This is a genomic window from Streptomyces sp. CA-179760 (assembly GCF_050937045.1).
Taxonomy (GTDB): Bacteria; Actinomycetota; Actinomycetes; order Streptomycetales; family Streptomycetaceae; genus Streptomyces.
In genome coordinates this window covers 7,183,628-7,199,802 of the sequence record NZ_JBNJLZ010000001.1, presented here as the reverse complement: position 1 = coordinate 7,199,802, position 16,175 = coordinate 7,183,628, and the positions used below count along the sequence as shown (strand labels likewise).

Here is a 16,175-nt window from a genome sequence, read left to right as displayed (position 1 = left end):
CGCCGCCGCGCGCCAACTCAGGTTAGGCTCACCTGTGTGAGTACGTGCACGAGCGTCTCCCGGGACTTCGACGAGCCCGTTTCGGCAACCGCCGCCACCGCGAGGACCTGGCTGTTGCTGGAACAGCCCGGTCCGTGGGGTGCCAAGGCGCTCACCTCGAGCCACCTGGACCCCGCGCTGGGCCGTGCCCTGGAGACGGCCGCGAAGGACACGGGCCTACGGATCGCCCTCATCCGCCGCCCCGGGCGCCACGCGGACCGCCGTATGCCCGCCTCGCGCCGGGTGTACGCGGCCCACACCGTGCCCGGAAACGTGTGGCTGCACGGCGCCACGACCTCGGACCCCGAGTCACTGCTCGATCTCGACTTCGCCGCGCTGGGCCGGGGCGAGCACCACACGTTCGACGCGGCGCTCGGCGGCCGGCCCCACGACGGTGATCCGCTCGCCCTCGTCTGCACCAACGGCAAGCGGGACCGCTGCTGCGCCCTCCTGGGCCGGCCCCTCGCGGCCGAGCTCGCCACGTCAGGGGCCAAGGGCGTCTGGGAGGTCACCCATCTGGGTGGTCACCGCTTCTCCCCGACCGTGCTCGTGCTGCCGTACGGATACGCGTACGGCCGGGCCGAGGCCCACACCCTCAAGGAGGTCCTGCACAGCGCCAGGGAGGGGCGGATCGTCGTGGAGGGCTGCCGTGGCAGCTCGGCCTGGGAACGGCCCGGTCAGGCAGCGGAGCTCGCTGTACGCACCCGGACAGGCGAGTACGCGGCGGAGGCGCTGAGCGTCGTACGGACGTCCGGCGCGGCCCCGCGCTGGGAGGTGACCGTCGCCCACACCGACGGGCGCCGCTGGCAGGTCGAGGTGGCCCAGGGTGCGGCCCTGCCGCCCCGCCCGGAGAGCTGCGGGGCGTCCGTCCTCGGTTCGCCCGCGCGGATGGACGTCGTGGCGGTTAGCGAGATGAGGGTGACGACGGCACTGGCGAGCTGACCGGTCGGTGTCCATGGCGGCGCCGTCCTCGTCAACCATTGATGTCGCCTTCGCTCGCCGTCGCCTTCGCAAGCATTGATCAAGAGATCCACGCCACACCCGTTACGGCAGGTAGCCAGCCGCACGTACCGTCTTGGGTATGAGCCCCACTCCCCCCGCCCGCCGCCTGCGCCTCGGCCTCCCACGGCGGGTGTTCTCGCAGGTGCTGCTGATGCAGGTGGCGATCGCCGCGGGAGTCGCGGTCCTCGCGACCGGGCTGTTCCTCGCGCCTCTGAGCAACCAGCTGGACGACCAGGCGATGCGCCGCGCCCTCGCGATCGCGCAGACGACAGCCCAGCAGCCGGATCTCGCACAGGACCTGAGGGACACCCCGCCCTCCCCGAACGGGCCGGTGCAGCGGGAGGCGGAGCGGATCCGCAAGGCCACCCAGGCCGAGTACGTCGTGGTCATGGACTGGCGCGGTGTGCGCTGGTCGCACACCGACAAGAAGCAGATCGGCGGCATCGTCTCGACCGACCCCGGCCAGGCCCTGGCCGGCAAGGAGGTCATGGAGATCGACAGCGGCACCCTGGGCCGCTCCGCCCGGGGCAAGGTGCCGCTGCGCGACAGCGACGGCTCCGTCGTCGGTGCCGTCTCGGTCGGCATCGCCTACGACAGCGTCCGGGCCCGGCTGATCCATGCGATCCCGGGGCTGCTCGCGTACGCCGGCGGCGCGCTGGCCGTCGGTGCGCTGGCCGCGTGGCTCATCTCCCGGCGGGTCCACAGGCAGACCCGGGACCTGGCCTTCTCCGACATCGCGGCGCTCCTGTCGGAACGCGAGGCGATGCTGCACGGCATCCGGGAGGGCGTCGTCGCCCTGGACCGCACCGGCCGCATCCGGCTCCTCAACGACGAGGCGCAGCGGCTGCTGAGCATCGGTGACGCGGCGGTGGGGAGTTCCCCCGACGAGGCGCTGGGCGGGGGCCGCACGGCCGATGTACTGGCCGGGCGCGTGACCGGCACGGACCTGCTCACCGTGCGCGGCCAGCGCGTGCTGGTCGCCAACCGCATGCCCACCGACGACGGCGGCGCCGTGGCCACCCTGCGCGACCGCACCGAGCTGGAGCAACTGGGCCGCGAACTCGACTCCACCCGTGGCCTGATCGACGCCCTGCGCGCCCAGGACCACGAACACGCCAACCGTATGCACACGCTCCTGGGGCTGCTCGAACTGGAGATGTACGACGACGCCGTCGAGTTCGTCGGCGAGGTCGTCGGTGACCACCGGGCCACCGCGGAGCAGGTCACCGAGCGGATCGCAGACCCGCTGCTCGCCGCGCTGCTGGTGGGCAAGGCGACAGTGGCGGCCGAGCGTGGCGTCGCCCTTGGCGTGTCGGACCGGACCCGGCTGCCCGACCGGCTGATCGACCCCCAGGGGCTTGTGACCGTCGTCGGCAACCTGGTGGACAACGCCCTCGACGCCGTGGCGGGCAAGCCGCACGCGCGCGTGGAGGTCGAGCTGCGCGCCGAAGGGCGTACGGCAATTCTCCGGGTGCGCGACACCGGCCCGGGAATCCCACCGGAGCACCGGGAGTTGATCTTCACCGCCGGATGGTCCACGAAGAAGCCGCCGGCGCACCGCGAGCGGGGCATCGGCCTCTCCCTGGTGCGTAGGCTCGCCGAGCGGCAGGGGGGCAGCGCGACCGTCGACGAGTCCTACGGCGGGGGTGCGGAGTTCACCGTCGTCCTGCCCGAGGCGCTAACCGAGCCGGGCCCCGCACCGGCCCTGACCGCGCCGTCAGCTCCGCAGACCGCCAAGAAGGAGTCGTGATGATCGAGGTCCTGGTCGTGGACGACGACACCAGAGTCGCGCGGGTCAACGCCGCCTATGTCGAGAAGGTGCCGGGCTTCCATGTAGCCGGCGAGGCCCACAGCGCCGCCGAGGCGCTGCTCCAGCTGGAGGCGCTGCCCCGGCTGGACCTGGTGCTCCTGGACCACTACCTGCCTGACGAGACGGGGCTGGCGGTCGTCCAGGAGATGCGGCGGCGCGGCCACCAGACCGACGTGATCATGGTGACGGCGGCCCGGGACGTGTCCACCGTGCAGGCGGCGATGCGGCAGGGCGCGCTGCAGTACCTGGTCAAGCCGTTCGCCTTCGCCGGCCTGCGCGCCAAGCTGGAGGCGTACGCGGAGCTGCGCCGCACCCTCGACGGCGGCGGGGAGGCCGAGCAGGCGGAGGTGGACCGCATCTTCGGGGCGCTGTCGACCCCCTCGGAGCCCGATCTGCCCAAGGGGCACTCCCCCACCACCGCGGAGCTGGTCCGGCAGTCCCTGATGCACGCCGACGGGCCCCTGTCCGCCCAGGAGATCGCCGAGCGCACCGGAGTGAGCCGCCAGACCGCCCAGCGCTATCTGAAGCTCCTGGAGCGCACGGGACGGGCCAGACTGACCCTCAAGTACGGGGACGCGGGCCGCCCGGAACACCGTTACGTGTGGGCGACCCGCGCCTAGCAGAGCAGTGAGCAGCACCGCGGGAAGGCTGCTGCCCTACGCTGCTCCCGCCCCGGTCAGCGACCGCACCTCGGTCTCGGCGTGCTTGGCCTCGTCCGGGGCGTCCGCCGAGGTGACCGTGCCCAGCCAGCCCGCGAGGAAGCCCAGCGGGATCGAGACCAGGCCCGGGTTCTGCAACGGGAAGTACTGGAGGTCGACGCCCGGCAACAGCGAGTCCGGACTGCCCGAGACCACAGGTGACAGCACCACGAGCACCACGGCCGGAACGAGGCCGCCGTAGACGGCCCACACGGCGCCGCGTGTCGTGAAGCCGCGCCAGAACAGGGAGTAGAGCAGCACCGGGAGGTTCGCCGACGCGGCGACGGCGAAGGCGAGACCCACAAGGAACGCCACGTTGAGGTCCCGCGCCAGCAAGCCGAGGGCGATCGCCAGCACGCCCACTCCGACGGCCGCGACGCGGGCCACCGCCACCTCGCTGCGCGGCTTGCCGCCCCGGCGCCGCAAGGACGCGTACAGGTCGTGGGCCACCGAGGCCGAGGACGCGAGCGTGATCCCGGCGACCACGGCGAGGATGGTGGCGAACGCGACCGCGGCGACGATCGCGAAGAGCACCGTTCCTCCCGTGGATCCGGCACCGCCGCCCAGATCGAGCGCGAGCAGCGGAACCGCCGTGTTCCCGGCCGCGTTCGACCCGCGTACGGCGTCCGGCCCGACGATGGCGGCGGCGCCGAAGCCGAGCACGATCGTCATCAGGTAGAAGCCGCCGATCAGTCCGACGGCCCAGACGACGGAGCGGCGCGCGGCGCGCGCGGTGGGCACCGTGTAGAAGCGGGACAGGATGTGCGGCAGCCCGGCCGTACCCAGCACCAGGGCCAGTCCCAGACTGATGAAGTCGAAGCGAGCGGTCCAGTCCCCGCCGTACTTCAGCCCGGGCGCCAGGAACGCCGCCCCGTGACCGCTGCGCTCGGCCGCCGTGAGCAGCAGCCGGTCCAGGTCGCCGTGGAAGCGCATCAGGACGAGCACCGTCAGCGCGATGGTGCCGCCGAGCAGCAGAACGGCCTTGACGATCTGGATCCACGTGGTCGCCCGCATTCCTCCCAACGACACATAGATCACCATGAGAGCCCCGACACCGATGACGGTCCAGGACCGCGCCGCCTCGCTCGTGCCTCCCAGCAACAGCGCCACCAGGCTGCCCGCGCCGACAATCTGCGCCACCAGGTACAGAACGGACACGGTGACCGAGGAGGTTCCCGCCGCGATCCGCACCGGCCGCTCCCTCATCCGCGCCGCCACGACGTCGGCGAGCGTGAACCGGCCGCAGTTGCGCACCAGTTCGGCGACAAGGAACAGCACCACCAGCCAGGCCACGAGGAACCCGACGACATAGAGCAGCCCGTCGTAGCCGAACAGCGCGATGAGCCCGGTGACCCCCAGGAAGGAGGCAGCCGACATGTAGTCACCGGCGAGGGCAAAACCATTCTCCATCGGTGAGAAGAGCCGCCCGCCCGCGTAGAACTCCTCCGCCGAACCACGCCGTTTACGGCTCACCCACGTCGTGATCGCCAGCGTGACCGCGACGAACGCGCTGAACAGCAGCAGCGCCAGCGTCTGGTGTGCTCCCGTCACGAGACACCGCCGTTCGCGCCGCGCGTCAGTTCCTGTGTGTCCCAGCGCAGTTCGAGCGCCGCCCGGTCCCTGCGCAGCCGCGCGTGCCGGGCGTACGCCCAGGTGAGCAGGAACGTGGTCAGGAACTGCCCGAGCCCCGCGGCCATCGCCACGTTCACCGCTCCCGCCACCGGCCGGGCCATCAGCTCCGGCGCGGTCGTGGCGGCCACGACGTAGCCCACGTACCAGGCGAAGAAGGCCACGAAGGCCGGCACCACGAACCTCCGGTACCGCCGCCGCACCTCCCGAAACGCGGCGCTGCGCTGCACCTCCAGGTACACCTCGGCCGGCGCGGCCCCGGTCTCGCCCTCCCCTCGCGCGGACGGCACCACCGCCGGAGCGGGCACCCCGGCACCGGCCGACTCGCCCCAGCCTGAGGCGAGGGCGTCGTACCAGGGGTCGTCATACCTGAGATGCCCGGCCTCCTCGGCCGGGCCCGGGTCATGAGCGTCGAGAGACTCGACCCAACTGTCCTGACCGGCCCCGCTGTCACGGGGACGGCCCTTGCTTGGCTGCATGCCCAAGGATGGACAGAACGGGAAGATCCCCGACTCTTCTTCCTCGCTCTCTTCACCCCTTCAGGTGACTCAACCCGCTGGTGGCCGCACGAGGCCCCTTCCATGGGCGTACCGCACCGCCTGGGCACGGTCCTTGACCGCCGCCTCGGCGAAGAGGCTGCCGGCCGGGCGCCGCCGACGCCCGGCCGGCGACACCCCGCCTGCCCGGCTACAGCCCGGCGCAGCGGCTACGCATCGATCCGCGACCGGTCCAGCGTCGCCGCCGAGTTGGAGATGAACTCCTTGCGCGGTGCCACGTCGTTGCCCATCAGCAGATCGAAGACCTGCTCGGCCGACTCCAGGTCGGTGAGATTGATACGGCGCAGGGTGCGGTGGCGCGGGTCCATGGTCGTCTCGGCCAGCTGGTCGGCATCCATCTCGCCGAGACCCTTGTAGCGCTGGATCGAGTCCTTGTAGCGGATGCCCTTGCTCTGGAACTCCATGAGCTTGTCGCGCAGTTCCCGGTCCGAGTACGTGTAGACGTACTTGTCCTGGCCCTTCTTCGGCTGGACGATCTCGATGCGGTGCAACGGCGGCACCGCCGCGAAGACCCGGCCGGCCTCGACCATGGGCCGCATGTAGCGGTGGAACAAGGTCAGGAGCAGGGTGCGGATGTGCGAGCCGTCGACGTCGGCGTCGGTCATCATGATGATCTTGCCGTAGCGAGCCGTGTCGATGTCGAAGGTCCGGCCCGATCCGGCTCCTATGACCTGGATGATCGCACCGCACTCGGCGTTCTTCAGCATGTCCGTCACGGATGACTTCTGGACGTTGAGGATCTTGCCCCGGATCGGCAGCAGCGCCTGGAACTCGGAGTTCCGCGCGAGCTTCGCCGTACCGAGCGCGGAGTCGCCCTCGACGATGAACAGTTCACTGCGGTCGACGTCGTCGCTGCGGCAGTCGGCGAGCTTGGCCGGCAGCGAGGAGGACTCCAGGGCCGTCTTGCGCCGCTGCGCGTCCTTGTGCTGGCGCGCGGCGATGCGCGTACGGGCCGCGGCGACGGCCTTCTCCAGCACGACCCTGGCCTGCTGTGCGGCGTCCCGCTTCGTGGAGGTCAGGAACGCCTTGAGCTCCTTGGTGACCACGTTGTTCACGATCCGGCGGGCCGCCGAGGTGCCGAGCACCTCCTTGGTCTGGCCCTCGAACTGGGGCTCGGCGAGGCGCACGGTGACGACTGCCGTGAGGCCCTCCAGGGCGTCGTCCTTGACGACGTCGTCCTCGGCGACGCGCAGGAGCTTCTTGGTGCGCAGCACCTCGTTCATCGTCTTGGCGACGGCCTGCTCGAAACCGGCGACGTGGGTACCGCCCTTGGGCGTGGCAATGATGTTCACGAACGACTTGAGCGTCGTGTCATAGCCCGTGCCCCAGCGCAGCGCGACGTCGACGCCGAGTTCGCGAGTGACCTCGGTGGGCGTCATCTGGCCGTGGTCGTCCAGGACGGGGACCGTCTCCTTGAAGGAGCCCTGTCCGGAGAAGCGGAGGATGTCGCAGACCGGCTTGTCGTTCGCCAGGTACTCGCAGAACTCGCTGATTCCGCCGTCGAAGCGGAAGGACTCCTCACCCTTGCTTCCGCCCTCGCCGAGCCCGTACTCGTCGCGTACGACGATGGTCAGGCCGGGCACCAGGAACGCGGTCTGGCGGGCGCGCTGGTGCAGCGTCTCCAGGGCTAGCTTGGCGTCCTTGAGGAAGATCTGGCGGTCGACCCAGTACCGCACGCGCGTGCCGGTGCGGCTCTTCGGGATCTTCCTGGCCTTGCGCAGCCCGCCCTTGGCCTCGAATTTGGCGTCCGGGCCGTTCCCGGCGAAAGCGCCCGGGACGCCGCGCCGGAAGCTGATGGCGTGGGTGTGCCCGCCGCGGTCCACCTCGATGTCCAGGCGGGCGGAGAGGGCGTTCACCACGGAGGCGCCGACGCCGTGCAGGCCGCCGGAGGCGGCGTACGAGCCGCCGCCGAACTTGCCGCCGGCGTGCAGCTTGGTCATGACGACCTCGACACCGGAGAGGCCGGTCTTGGGCTCGACGTCGACCGGGATACCTCGGCCGTTGTCCCGGACCTCGACGGATCCGTCGTCCTGGAGGATGACCTCGATGTGGTCACAGTAGTTGCCCAGGGCCTCGTCGACGGAGTTGTCGATGATCTCCCAGAGGCAATGCATGAGACCGCGGCTGTCGGTCGACCCGATATACATGCCCGGGCGCTTGCGCACGGCCTCGAGCCCCTCAAGGACGAGCAGGTGCCGCGCGGTGTAGTTGGAACCGTCCCGGTCTGCTCCTGCCAGCAGAGCTGTGGACGGCACGGACGTTTCGGCGGTCACGCGGTTCGCTCCTCGCTGAATTTCAGATGGGGCCCTCATGGGTAAGGGCGCGGCTTCAGTCACCGGTGAGAGGGTACCGAGGCCTGGTAGAGCCGTTGTAACGCCACCCTCGTCAGAGACTCAGACTAGTCCAGGCTCGCATGCGTGTTCGATCCCTCGATGGAGTGAAGTACACATCACGTTCCCTTACAGGCATGAACCATTTAGGCTCCGGGCACGTCCTCATGAACAACCGGCAACCCAGCCGGGAGGACCGACCACCGACACAACGCGAAGCCCCGTAAGCACATAGACACGCAATACGGCACATTCGCCGCCAACCGGCAGCAGACAGCCGCCTCGCAAGATTTTTTCGAGGAAAAGCCACGAGCGGGAACGTTTTATGGCTGGTTGGATGTTGACCCAGGTACGACAGCTCGTCGAGCTAGAGAAGAGGCGACGTGACTACTGTTCTGACCCCCGCGAGCCACCTGACGGCCGCTGATCGCTGCGACCGCTGCGGCGCCCAGGCGTACCTGCGCGTCGTGCTGCTCAGCGGCGGAGAACTGCTCTTCTGCGCCCACCACGGCCGCAAGTTCGAGCCGGAACTCAAGAAGATCGCCGCTGAGATACAGGACGAGACGGAGCGGCTCACGACCGTTCCCGCGACCGCCTCCGAAGAAGAGCGCTGAGACCTCGCGTCCGACGACGAGCCAGCACGGCACAGGCCGGTGAACGGGCGGCTGCCTCTGAAGAGCAGAGGCAGCCGCCCGTCCTCGTCCCCGCAAGCCCGCCCAGGCCCCGCCGAACGCCCTTCGAGTCATCTCACCCCCGTGCCCAGCCGAGCGTCCGCATGATCTCGGACACACGCATGTACACGCCGGGGCTGCCGGCCCGCCCGCAGCCGATCCCCCAGGACACCAGCCCGATCACCCGCCCTCGGGCCACCAGCGGCCCCCCGCTGTCGCCCTGGCAGGCGTCCCGGCCCCCTTCCTTCTCCCCCGCGCACAGCATGCTCTCCGCTTCGTACGTGCCGTCGGATCCGCCCGGATAGGCGTCCTCGCACAGCTCGTCGGAGAACACGCGCACACGCGCGGCACGCAGACTGTTCGGGTACTCGCCGGCGCCGGAGGTGTCGCCCCACCCGTACACCGTCGCAACCCCGCCCACCGCGTACGCGGGATCACCGTCGGCCGCCATACCGATGACCGAGCCCGCGGGCAGAGGATCGGCCAGAGTGAGTACGGCGTAGTCCCCGAAGTTGCTGACACCGTCGTACGCCGGGTTCACCCAGGACCGCCGGACGGCGATCTCCCGGCCGCTGCGGTCCGAGAGCAGGTCCGTGCGTCCCGCTATGACCTTGAGGTCACGTACGCGCTCCGGCGCCACGCCCAAGACCTCCTTGTCCAGGCAATGGGCCGCGGTGAGCACCGTGCTGCGCCCCACCGCCACACCGCCACAGAACTGCCCCGCACGCGTACCCCCGAACCGGTCACGGCTGGACAGGGCGACCGTCCACGGACTCTCGGACACATCGACCGGGAAACCACCTATGACCACGCTGTCGGCGGCCACAGGGGCGCTGGAGGCCACTGATATGGCGGATGCCGCGGCCGCCAGGACCAGCGGTCGGATCAGAGCCCGGGCAAGGCGACGACGCATACACACTCCTCACTCCGTGGTATTCACTGAGCACCCAGAGTGATTCACCCGGCGCCGCGCCGCACCCGCGGAGAGACACGGAGAGACACGGCAAGGCGAAGGCCCGGTCCCCTGAGGGAACCGGGCCTTCCGCGTCGTACGACCGGCGACTAGTCGAGGTAGTCGCGCAGCACCTGCGAACGGGACGGGTGACGCAGCTTCGACATGGTCTTGGACTCGATCTGACGGATCCGCTCGCGCGTGACGCCGTAGACCTTGCCGATCTCGTCGAGGGTCTTCGGCTGACCGTCGGTGAGACCGAAGCGCATGGAGACGACGCCCGCCTCTCGCTCGGACAGCGTGTCCAGGACGGAGTGCAGCTGCTCCTGGAGGAGGGTGAAGCTGACCGCGTCGGCCGGGACGACCGCCTCGGAGTCCTCGATGAGGTCACCGAACTCGCTGTCGCCGTCCTCGCCCAGCGGGGTGTGCAGCGAGATGGGCTCGCGGCCGTACTTCTGGACCTCGATGACCTTCTCGGGGGTCATGTCGAGTTCCTTGGCCAGTTCCTCCGGGGTGGGCTCGCGGCCCAGGTCCTGGAGCATCTGGCGCTGCACGCGCGCGAGCTTGTTGATGACCTCGACCATGTGCACCGGGATACGGATGGTGCGGGCCTGGTCGGCCATGGCACGGGTGATCGCCTGACGGATCCACCAGGTGGCGTACGTGGAGAACTTGTAGCCCTTGGTGTAGTCGAACTTCTCGACCGCGCGGATCAGACCGAGGTTGCCCTCCTGGATCAGGTCCAGGAAGAGCATGCCGCGGCCGGTGTAGCGCTTGGCCAGAGAGACCACCAGACGGAGGTTGGCCTCCAGGAGGTGGTTCTTGGCGCGGCGGCCGTCCTCGGCGATGATCTCCAGCTCGCGCTTGAGCTTGGGGGCGAGCTTGTCGGCGTTGGCCAGCTTGTCCTCGGCGAACAGACCGGCCTCGATGCGCTTGGCGAGCTCGACCTCCTGCTCGGCGTTGAGCAGCGGGACCTTGCCGATCTGCTTGAGGTAGTCCTTGACCGGGTCGGCGGTGGCGCCGGCGGCGGCGACCTGCTGGGCGGGCGCGTCGTCCTCGTCCTCGTCGGACAGCACGAAGCCCGCGTTCTCCGGCGTGCCCTCGGGCTCCTCGCCGGGCTTGCCGGGGGCTGCTTCCTCGAGCACCTCCTCTTCGAGGAGTTCGGCGTCGTCCTTCTTGGCGCTGGTCTTCTTGGCCGCCGTCTTCTTGGCGACGGTCTTCTTCGCGGCCGCCTTCTTGGCGGTCGTCTTCTTGGCTGCTGCCTTCTTGGCGGGCGCCTCTTCGTCAGCGGCGGGCTCGGCTGCGGGCGCCGCCGGCGTGGCGGTGGCAGTGGCCTTCCTGGTGGTCACCGCCTTGGCCGCGACCGTCTTGGTGGCGGTGCGCTTGGCGGGACTCTTCGCTGCGACGCTCTTTCGGGTGCGCTTGGGCTCTGCGGCACTGACCATCAGCGTCACACCCTCTTCCTCGAGGATCTGGTTGAGGCTGCGCAGTACGTTCTTCCACTGAGTGGCCGGAATCTGGTCAGCTTCGAAGGCCCGACGCACGTCATCGCCGGCGATCTGCCCCTCAGCCTTTCCCCGCTCAATGAGCGCCATGACAGAGACGGACTCGGCGATCTCCGGCGGGAGCGTACGGGATGTGCTGGCCGACACGAACAACCTCTCGGAACGTTGGAAAACGGCTTCCGGCCCCGTCCACAGTGGACAGGAGCCGACCGCCGGCTTGGGGATGGGCCGACGGCGCGGGCGGGGGCCGGGAAGATGCACAGCGCCGTGAACGGCGTCCGTATTCCCTCCGCGGCTGTCACCTCTTAGGTCATCGCGTTCTTCCCGCGAGCGTTACGCCCAATCCGCGTGGCCCGAGTCACACCCCGTAAGCGAATAAAAACGGTCAGATACGGATAGAGACTGTCACTCCTGGACGCGACTTTACCGCCGCGGCGGATGGGCGACCCCCTTCGCGCCGTCGGGCCCCGCGGGATCGCGAAGATCCCGCGGGGCCCGACGGGAGGCGGTTCGCCGATCGGGCGCTGCCACAGGAGGGGGGTGGCACACCCGGCCGCGCCGCCCGCAGAACGCGGTCAGTGCTCGCGCGGGGCGGGCACTACCCGTTCCACCTCGGGGTGGACCGTGAGGAGTTGCCGCATCGCCGTCTCAGCCGCGGCTCCGTCACCGGCGGCGAGGGCGTCACAGATGCGGCCGTGGTGCGCCAGCGACGCTTCGTTCGGCCGGTCACAGCCCGTGACCGGACCGCCCGAGACCTGGAGGGCCGCGGAGACGATCCCCGACAGGTGCTCCAGCATGCGGTTGCCCGCGACCTGGATGAGCAGCGAGTGGAACTCGGAGTCGGCGCGGGAGAAGGTGAGCGCATCACCCTGGGCCATCGCGTGCCCCATGATCTCGACCATGTCCACGAGGCGCTGCTGGACGTCCTCGCGCCCGTGGCCGGCGGCCAGGCGGGCGGCGAGCGGCTCGATCGTCCAGCGCAGCTCGCTCAGCTCGCGGCGCTGGTCGTCACGCTGCGGCCCGAAGGCCCGCCACTCGATGATGTCCGGGTCGAGGAGGTTCCAGTCGCTGACCGGGCGCACGCGCGTGCCGACGTTCGGGCGGGCGCTCACCAGGCCCTTGGCCTCCAGAACGCGGAGCGACTCGCGGACGACGGTGCGGGAGACCTCGAAGCGCTGGCCGATCTCCTCGGGCACCAGCGGGCGGTCGGCACCCAGGTCGCCGGAGACGATCATCTGACCCAGCTGCTGGACGAGTTGGCCGTGCAGCCCGCGCCCGCGGCTGCCCGCGGCACGTCGGCCCACACGGCCCAGCTCGGGGTCCGCGACGTCCCAGGCAGAGGCCCCGACGCGGTCGACGGCGGGCGTCTCGGCGTACGGGTAGCGGTCGAGTTCGCCCGGGCTCGCGAGGCCGGAGTCAGCGGAGCGGGCGGCGGTCATCATGGTGTGCGCAAGGGTACTCACGCATCCTTTGTCGGCGCCGTCTCCAACTCCCTTGAGGTCTTTGGTGAAAAGCACACGAAAGGGTGATCGCTCACCCCGTCGCAATTGACGCCTTATCGGAAAGAAATGGGCGTTGTGCGGGGAGTTGTGCGCATGGCTGGACGGGGGGTTACGGACAGTCGTCACCGGAATCTGCTCCGGAGGGTGGTGAGCAGGTACGCGCAGAGCAGCGTGGCCAGCGACAACGTCATTGCGCCGCCGACAGGTTGGGACAGCACACCGAGCGCGGCTTCCAGGTAGCGCTCTCCCCCGAAGGGCCATCGCGGTACGAGGACCTCTCGCAGTCGCAGGGGCAGTCCGGCCGCGGTTCGAACGGACGGCCCGTCCAGGACCTTGTGCACGACAGGTACGACGAGGAGGGGTACGGCGGCCACCGCGGCGAGGCCGGCCGTGGTGGACCGGAAGACTCCGGCGGCCAGTACGCCGGCCCAGGCACAGCCGATGACGAGACCGACCCAACTCGCACTCAGCGGCAGCCAGTCAGCGGGAACCTGCGCGAGCTCCCGTCCGTAGACGAGATAGAGCACCTCGGCGTCGCAGCCGACGGTGAGAACGGCCAGCGCCAGCGCGGCGGCCGAGGAGACGAGCAGTTTCGCGACCAGCAGCCCCAGGCGGCGGGGCACGGTGCCGCGGTCCGCGGCCAGGGCGGGGTGACGGAACTCGTCACCGAAGGCCAGCGCGCCGAGCAGTCCCGCACCGAGCGCAGCGGGCGGCAGGGGCAGCTCCCGCGGCCAGGCGGCCAGCAGGCGCGGCTGCGGGGTGTGCCCGATGCGTGCGAGCACGACGGCGGTCACGGCGGACACGACGAGCACGACGGCCCCGGTGAGAAAGCCGGTGCCGATCCCGGCGGCACGGCGGATCTCGTAGCGGAGGGGGCGGAGAGGACTGGGGGCGGGGCGGACGGAGATGGGAGGCGGCAGCGGGGGCAGCGCGTCGAGGGTACGAGCCGCGCCGTGGGCTTCGACGGGGTGCGGCGCGGGGGCTGAGGAGGAGGCGGCCTGAGGAGGGGCCGTGGCATCGCCCGAGTGGTCGGTTGCGGGCACGTCCGAGCACTCGTGAGGCCCGACGAGCTGCGCATCGCCGACGGCTGGCAGCGGCTCGCCGGCGGCTGGTTCCGGAGGGCCAGCCGCCGGCCGCGACTCGAGGGTGGGTCGCAGCTCAGGGGAAGGCTCGGCTTGGGGAGATGCGGCGGTATCGCCCGAGTGGTCGGTTGCGGGCACGTCCGAGCACTCGTGAGGCCCGACGAGCTGCGCATCGCCGACGGCTGGCAGCGGCTCGCCGGCGGCTGGTTCCGGAGGGCCAGCCGCCGGCCGCGACTCGAGGGTGGGGCGCAGCTCAGGGGCGGCGGCCGTGAGGTCCGCCGTTGTCGGTGCCGACACATCGAGCGAGGACTCCGGCTCACCGGCCCGGGGCGCGGCGGTGGGCCAGAGAGCGTTGGCGATGTGCCTCGGCTGAGCCGGGACTCGCTCCGGCTCGGCACTGGCTTGCACCTGCTCGACGCTGCTGTTGTCCGGCCCGCTGCTGTCGCGATCCGGCTTGTCGGCGGAGGTGCGCGCCGTGTCAGCCCGCTGCCGCTCCTCTTCCGCCGGTTGCCTCCATCCGGCCAGGCCCGCGTCAAGGTCGCCGTGCGGATCACCTGACTGCGCGGCTCCTGCTCCAGGCCCCATGTCGCCGATCTCGTCGGCGAGTTGGTGGACGACGATGCCGTGACGGAACGCGGTCTCCCCGACGTCCGCGCAGGTACTGCCGTACACGGAGAGACGGTTGTCGCCCTCTCGTACGACTTCGACGGAGCGCTGGGCGGTGCGGGCCTGCTTGGCCAGGAGAGCCCTGAGACGGGCCGCATGGGGGCTGCGTACGGCCACACGGGGACGCAGGCGGGTGCGTGAGAACTCCACGGCCTCCTGGTCGGCCACGAGCCTGCCCTGCTCCAGCGTGACGACACGGTCGGCGGTGCGCGCGGCCTCCTTGGGGTCGGCCGTGGTGAACAGGACCGTGCCGCCGTGGCCGGCGTGCGCGCGAAGTATGCCGTGCAGCCAGCCGCCCTCGCGGACGGAGAGCCCGTCGGCCGGGTCGTCGAGGACGAGGGTGTGCGGGTCGGCCAGGAGAACGCAGGCCAGGCCGAGACGGCGGTCCATGCCGCGCGAGAGGGCACCGAGGCGTTCGTCTTGCAGACTCACGAGCCCGACCGCCTCGAGGACTTCGTCCGCACGCCGGACCGGAACCCCCGCGGCGGCACACAGCATGCGCAGATGGCCACGGACCGTGCGGGCCGGGTGCCCCGGCACGTCGCCCAGCAGCACACCGACCTCGCGTGAGGGATGGGCGATGCGATGCAGGGGGCGGCCCCGGAAGTAGGTGATGCCACGACCTTGTTGAAGCTCGAGCATGAGCCTGAGGACTGTCGTCTTACCGGCGCCCGGGGCTCCGAGCAGCGCGGTGACGCGGCCCGCTCGCGCCTCGAAGGAGACGTCGTCGGCCGCGGGCGGAAGCTCTTTGCGAGGGTTGCTGGTCAGTCCGAAGGCCTGGATCACTCACAGCAAGATAGCGCGCTATGTCCGTTTTTTCGGGCAGCGCAAGGCCGTCTCGGGTGGGGCAATCACCCTTGTCCGGGCTGCGGGCGGATCGCGTTCCGGGCCCGGCCTCACACCTCGGGGCGCAGCATCGGAGGGTTGAGCAGCGTCGCGCCACCCGCCCGGAAGAGCTGTGCCGGGCGGCCGCCCTGGCGGGTGGTCGTCCCACCGGTGGGCACCAGGAAGCCCGGGGTCCCCGTGACCTTGCGGTGGAAGTTGCGCGGGTCGAGCGCCACGCCCCACACCGCCTCGTAGACACGACGCAGTTCTCCGACCGTGAACTCGGGCGGGCAGAAGGCTGTGGCCAGTGACGAGTACTCGATCTTGGAGCGGGCTCGTTCCACTCCGTCCGCCAGAATCTGCGCGTGGTCGAAGGCGAGCGGGGCGACCGGCTCGGCGTCACGCCCGTACCCGCCCTGCTGCAGCAGTTCCTCGACCGGAGCCCAGCGTGCGTTGCTGGCGTCGCCGCCCGCTCTGGGCGCGGGCAGGTCGGGAGCGAGGGCGAGGTGGGCGACACTGACGACCCGCATCCTGGGGTCCCGCTTGGGGTCGCCGTAGGTGGCGAGCTGCTCCAGATGTGCGCCGTTGTCCTGAGCGGGGACGGCCGGGTCGTGGACGCGCAGCCCCGTCTCCTCGGCCAACTCGCGCGCCGCGGCCTGAGCCAGGTCCTCGTCGGCCCGTACGAAACCGCCGGGGAGTGCCCAACGCCCCTGGAACGGTGGTTCGCCCCTCCGTACCGCCAGCGCGCACAGGGCATGGCGACGCACGGTCAGTACGACCAGGTCCACGGTGACGGCGAAGGGCGGAAACGCTGACGGGTCGTAGGGCATGCGGCGATCATAGTCGTCTGCCTGACGATAAACACTCCCTTCGCGGCTCGCTTCGCGGATTGATCCACTTCGGTCGG

Annotated in this window: 12 protein-coding genes and 1 pseudogene; 4 read left to right on the top strand and 9 right to left on the bottom strand. The window is 70.5% G+C overall.

All coding sequences use genetic code 11. The annotated features are described in order from the left end of the window. The first annotated feature begins 36 nt into the window (after positions 1 to 36). The 3 genes from ACQEV8_RS32785 to ACQEV8_RS32775 all read left to right on the top strand — a co-directional run bounded on the left by ACQEV8_RS32785 (position 37) and on the right by ACQEV8_RS32775 (position 3,471). Complete coding sequence (locus ACQEV8_RS32785) at positions 37 to 981, top strand: sucrase ferredoxin (protein WP_432967381.1); 945 nt, start codon at positions 37 to 39, stop codon at positions 979 to 981. Between the two features lie 139 nt (positions 982 to 1,120). Beyond that, positions 1,121 to 2,791, top strand: coding sequence for a sensor histidine kinase (locus tag ACQEV8_RS32780; protein WP_432967378.1), 1,671 nt, complete (start codon positions 1,121 to 1,123; stop codon positions 2,789 to 2,791). Then, positions 2,791 to 3,471, top strand: coding sequence for a response regulator (locus ACQEV8_RS32775; protein WP_432967375.1), 681 nt, complete (start codon positions 2,791 to 2,793; stop codon positions 3,469 to 3,471). Before ACQEV8_RS32780 ends, ACQEV8_RS32775 begins: the two co-directional genes overlap by 1 nt. Before the next feature lie 36 nt (positions 3,472 to 3,507). Here the strand turns inward: ACQEV8_RS32775 and ACQEV8_RS32770 are convergent, their stop codons facing one another. The 4 genes and pseudogenes from ACQEV8_RS32770 to ACQEV8_RS32755 form a co-directional block, all read right to left on the bottom strand. Next, positions 3,508 to 5,100: a solute symporter family protein gene (locus ACQEV8_RS32770; RefSeq protein ID WP_432967372.1), complete on the bottom strand. Its 1,593-nt coding sequence runs from the start codon at positions 5,098 to 5,100 to the stop codon at positions 3,508 to 3,510. Then, a complete protein-coding gene (locus tag ACQEV8_RS32765; protein ID WP_432967369.1) occupies positions 5,097 to 5,657 on the bottom strand; it encodes a DUF485 domain-containing protein in 561 nt (186 codons plus the stop codon). Before ACQEV8_RS32765 ends, ACQEV8_RS32770 begins: the two co-directional genes overlap by 4 nt. Before the next feature lie 69 nt (positions 5,658 to 5,726). After that, positions 5,727 to 5,816 (bottom strand): annotated as a pseudogene (locus tag ACQEV8_RS32760) (DNA-binding response regulator); the annotation flags it as partial. A 68-nt stretch (positions 5,817 to 5,884) separates the two neighbouring features. Beyond that, positions 5,885 to 8,008: a DNA gyrase/topoisomerase IV subunit B gene (locus ACQEV8_RS32755; RefSeq protein WP_432967366.1), complete on the bottom strand. Its 2,124-nt coding sequence runs from the start codon at positions 8,006 to 8,008 to the stop codon at positions 5,885 to 5,887. 440 nt (positions 8,009 to 8,448) lie between these two features. Here ACQEV8_RS32755 and ACQEV8_RS32750 point away from each other — a divergent pair, with 440 nt between their 5' ends. Further along, the gene (locus ACQEV8_RS32750; protein WP_215118116.1) at positions 8,449 to 8,679 is read left to right on the top strand and encodes a DUF7455 domain-containing protein; all 231 of its coding nucleotides are present in this window, start codon (positions 8,449 to 8,451) and stop codon (positions 8,677 to 8,679) included. Positions 8,680 to 8,812: 133 nt separating this feature from the next. Here the strand turns inward: ACQEV8_RS32750 and ACQEV8_RS32745 are convergent, their stop codons facing one another. From ACQEV8_RS32745 to ACQEV8_RS32725, 5 genes are all read right to left on the bottom strand, one after another. Next, positions 8,813 to 9,649, bottom strand: a complete 837-nt coding sequence (locus ACQEV8_RS32745; protein ID WP_432967362.1) for a S1 family serine peptidase — start codon at positions 9,647 to 9,649, stop codon at positions 8,813 to 8,815. Between the two features lie 149 nt (positions 9,650 to 9,798). Next, positions 9,799 to 11,340, bottom strand: a complete 1,542-nt coding sequence (locus ACQEV8_RS32740; RefSeq protein ID WP_432967359.1) for an RNA polymerase sigma factor — start codon at positions 11,338 to 11,340, stop codon at positions 9,799 to 9,801. A gap of 428 nt (positions 11,341 to 11,768) precedes the next feature. Continuing rightward, on the bottom strand, positions 11,769 to 12,656 hold the full coding sequence (locus ACQEV8_RS32735; RefSeq protein ID WP_432967356.1) for a FadR/GntR family transcriptional regulator: 888 nt from the start codon (positions 12,654 to 12,656) through the stop codon (positions 11,769 to 11,771). A 161-nt stretch (positions 12,657 to 12,817) separates the two neighbouring features. Then, positions 12,818 to 15,229 carry an ATP-binding cassette domain-containing protein gene (locus ACQEV8_RS32730; RefSeq protein WP_432967353.1) on the bottom strand — a complete coding sequence of 804 codons (2,412 nt, stop codon included), beginning with the start codon at positions 15,227 to 15,229 and terminating at the stop codon, positions 12,818 to 12,820. A 110-nt stretch (positions 15,230 to 15,339) separates the two neighbouring features. Beyond that, positions 15,340 to 16,098, bottom strand: coding sequence for an NUDIX hydrolase (locus ACQEV8_RS32725; RefSeq protein ID WP_184589838.1), 759 nt, complete (start codon positions 16,096 to 16,098; stop codon positions 15,340 to 15,342). Positions 16,099 to 16,175 lie beyond the last annotated feature (77 nt).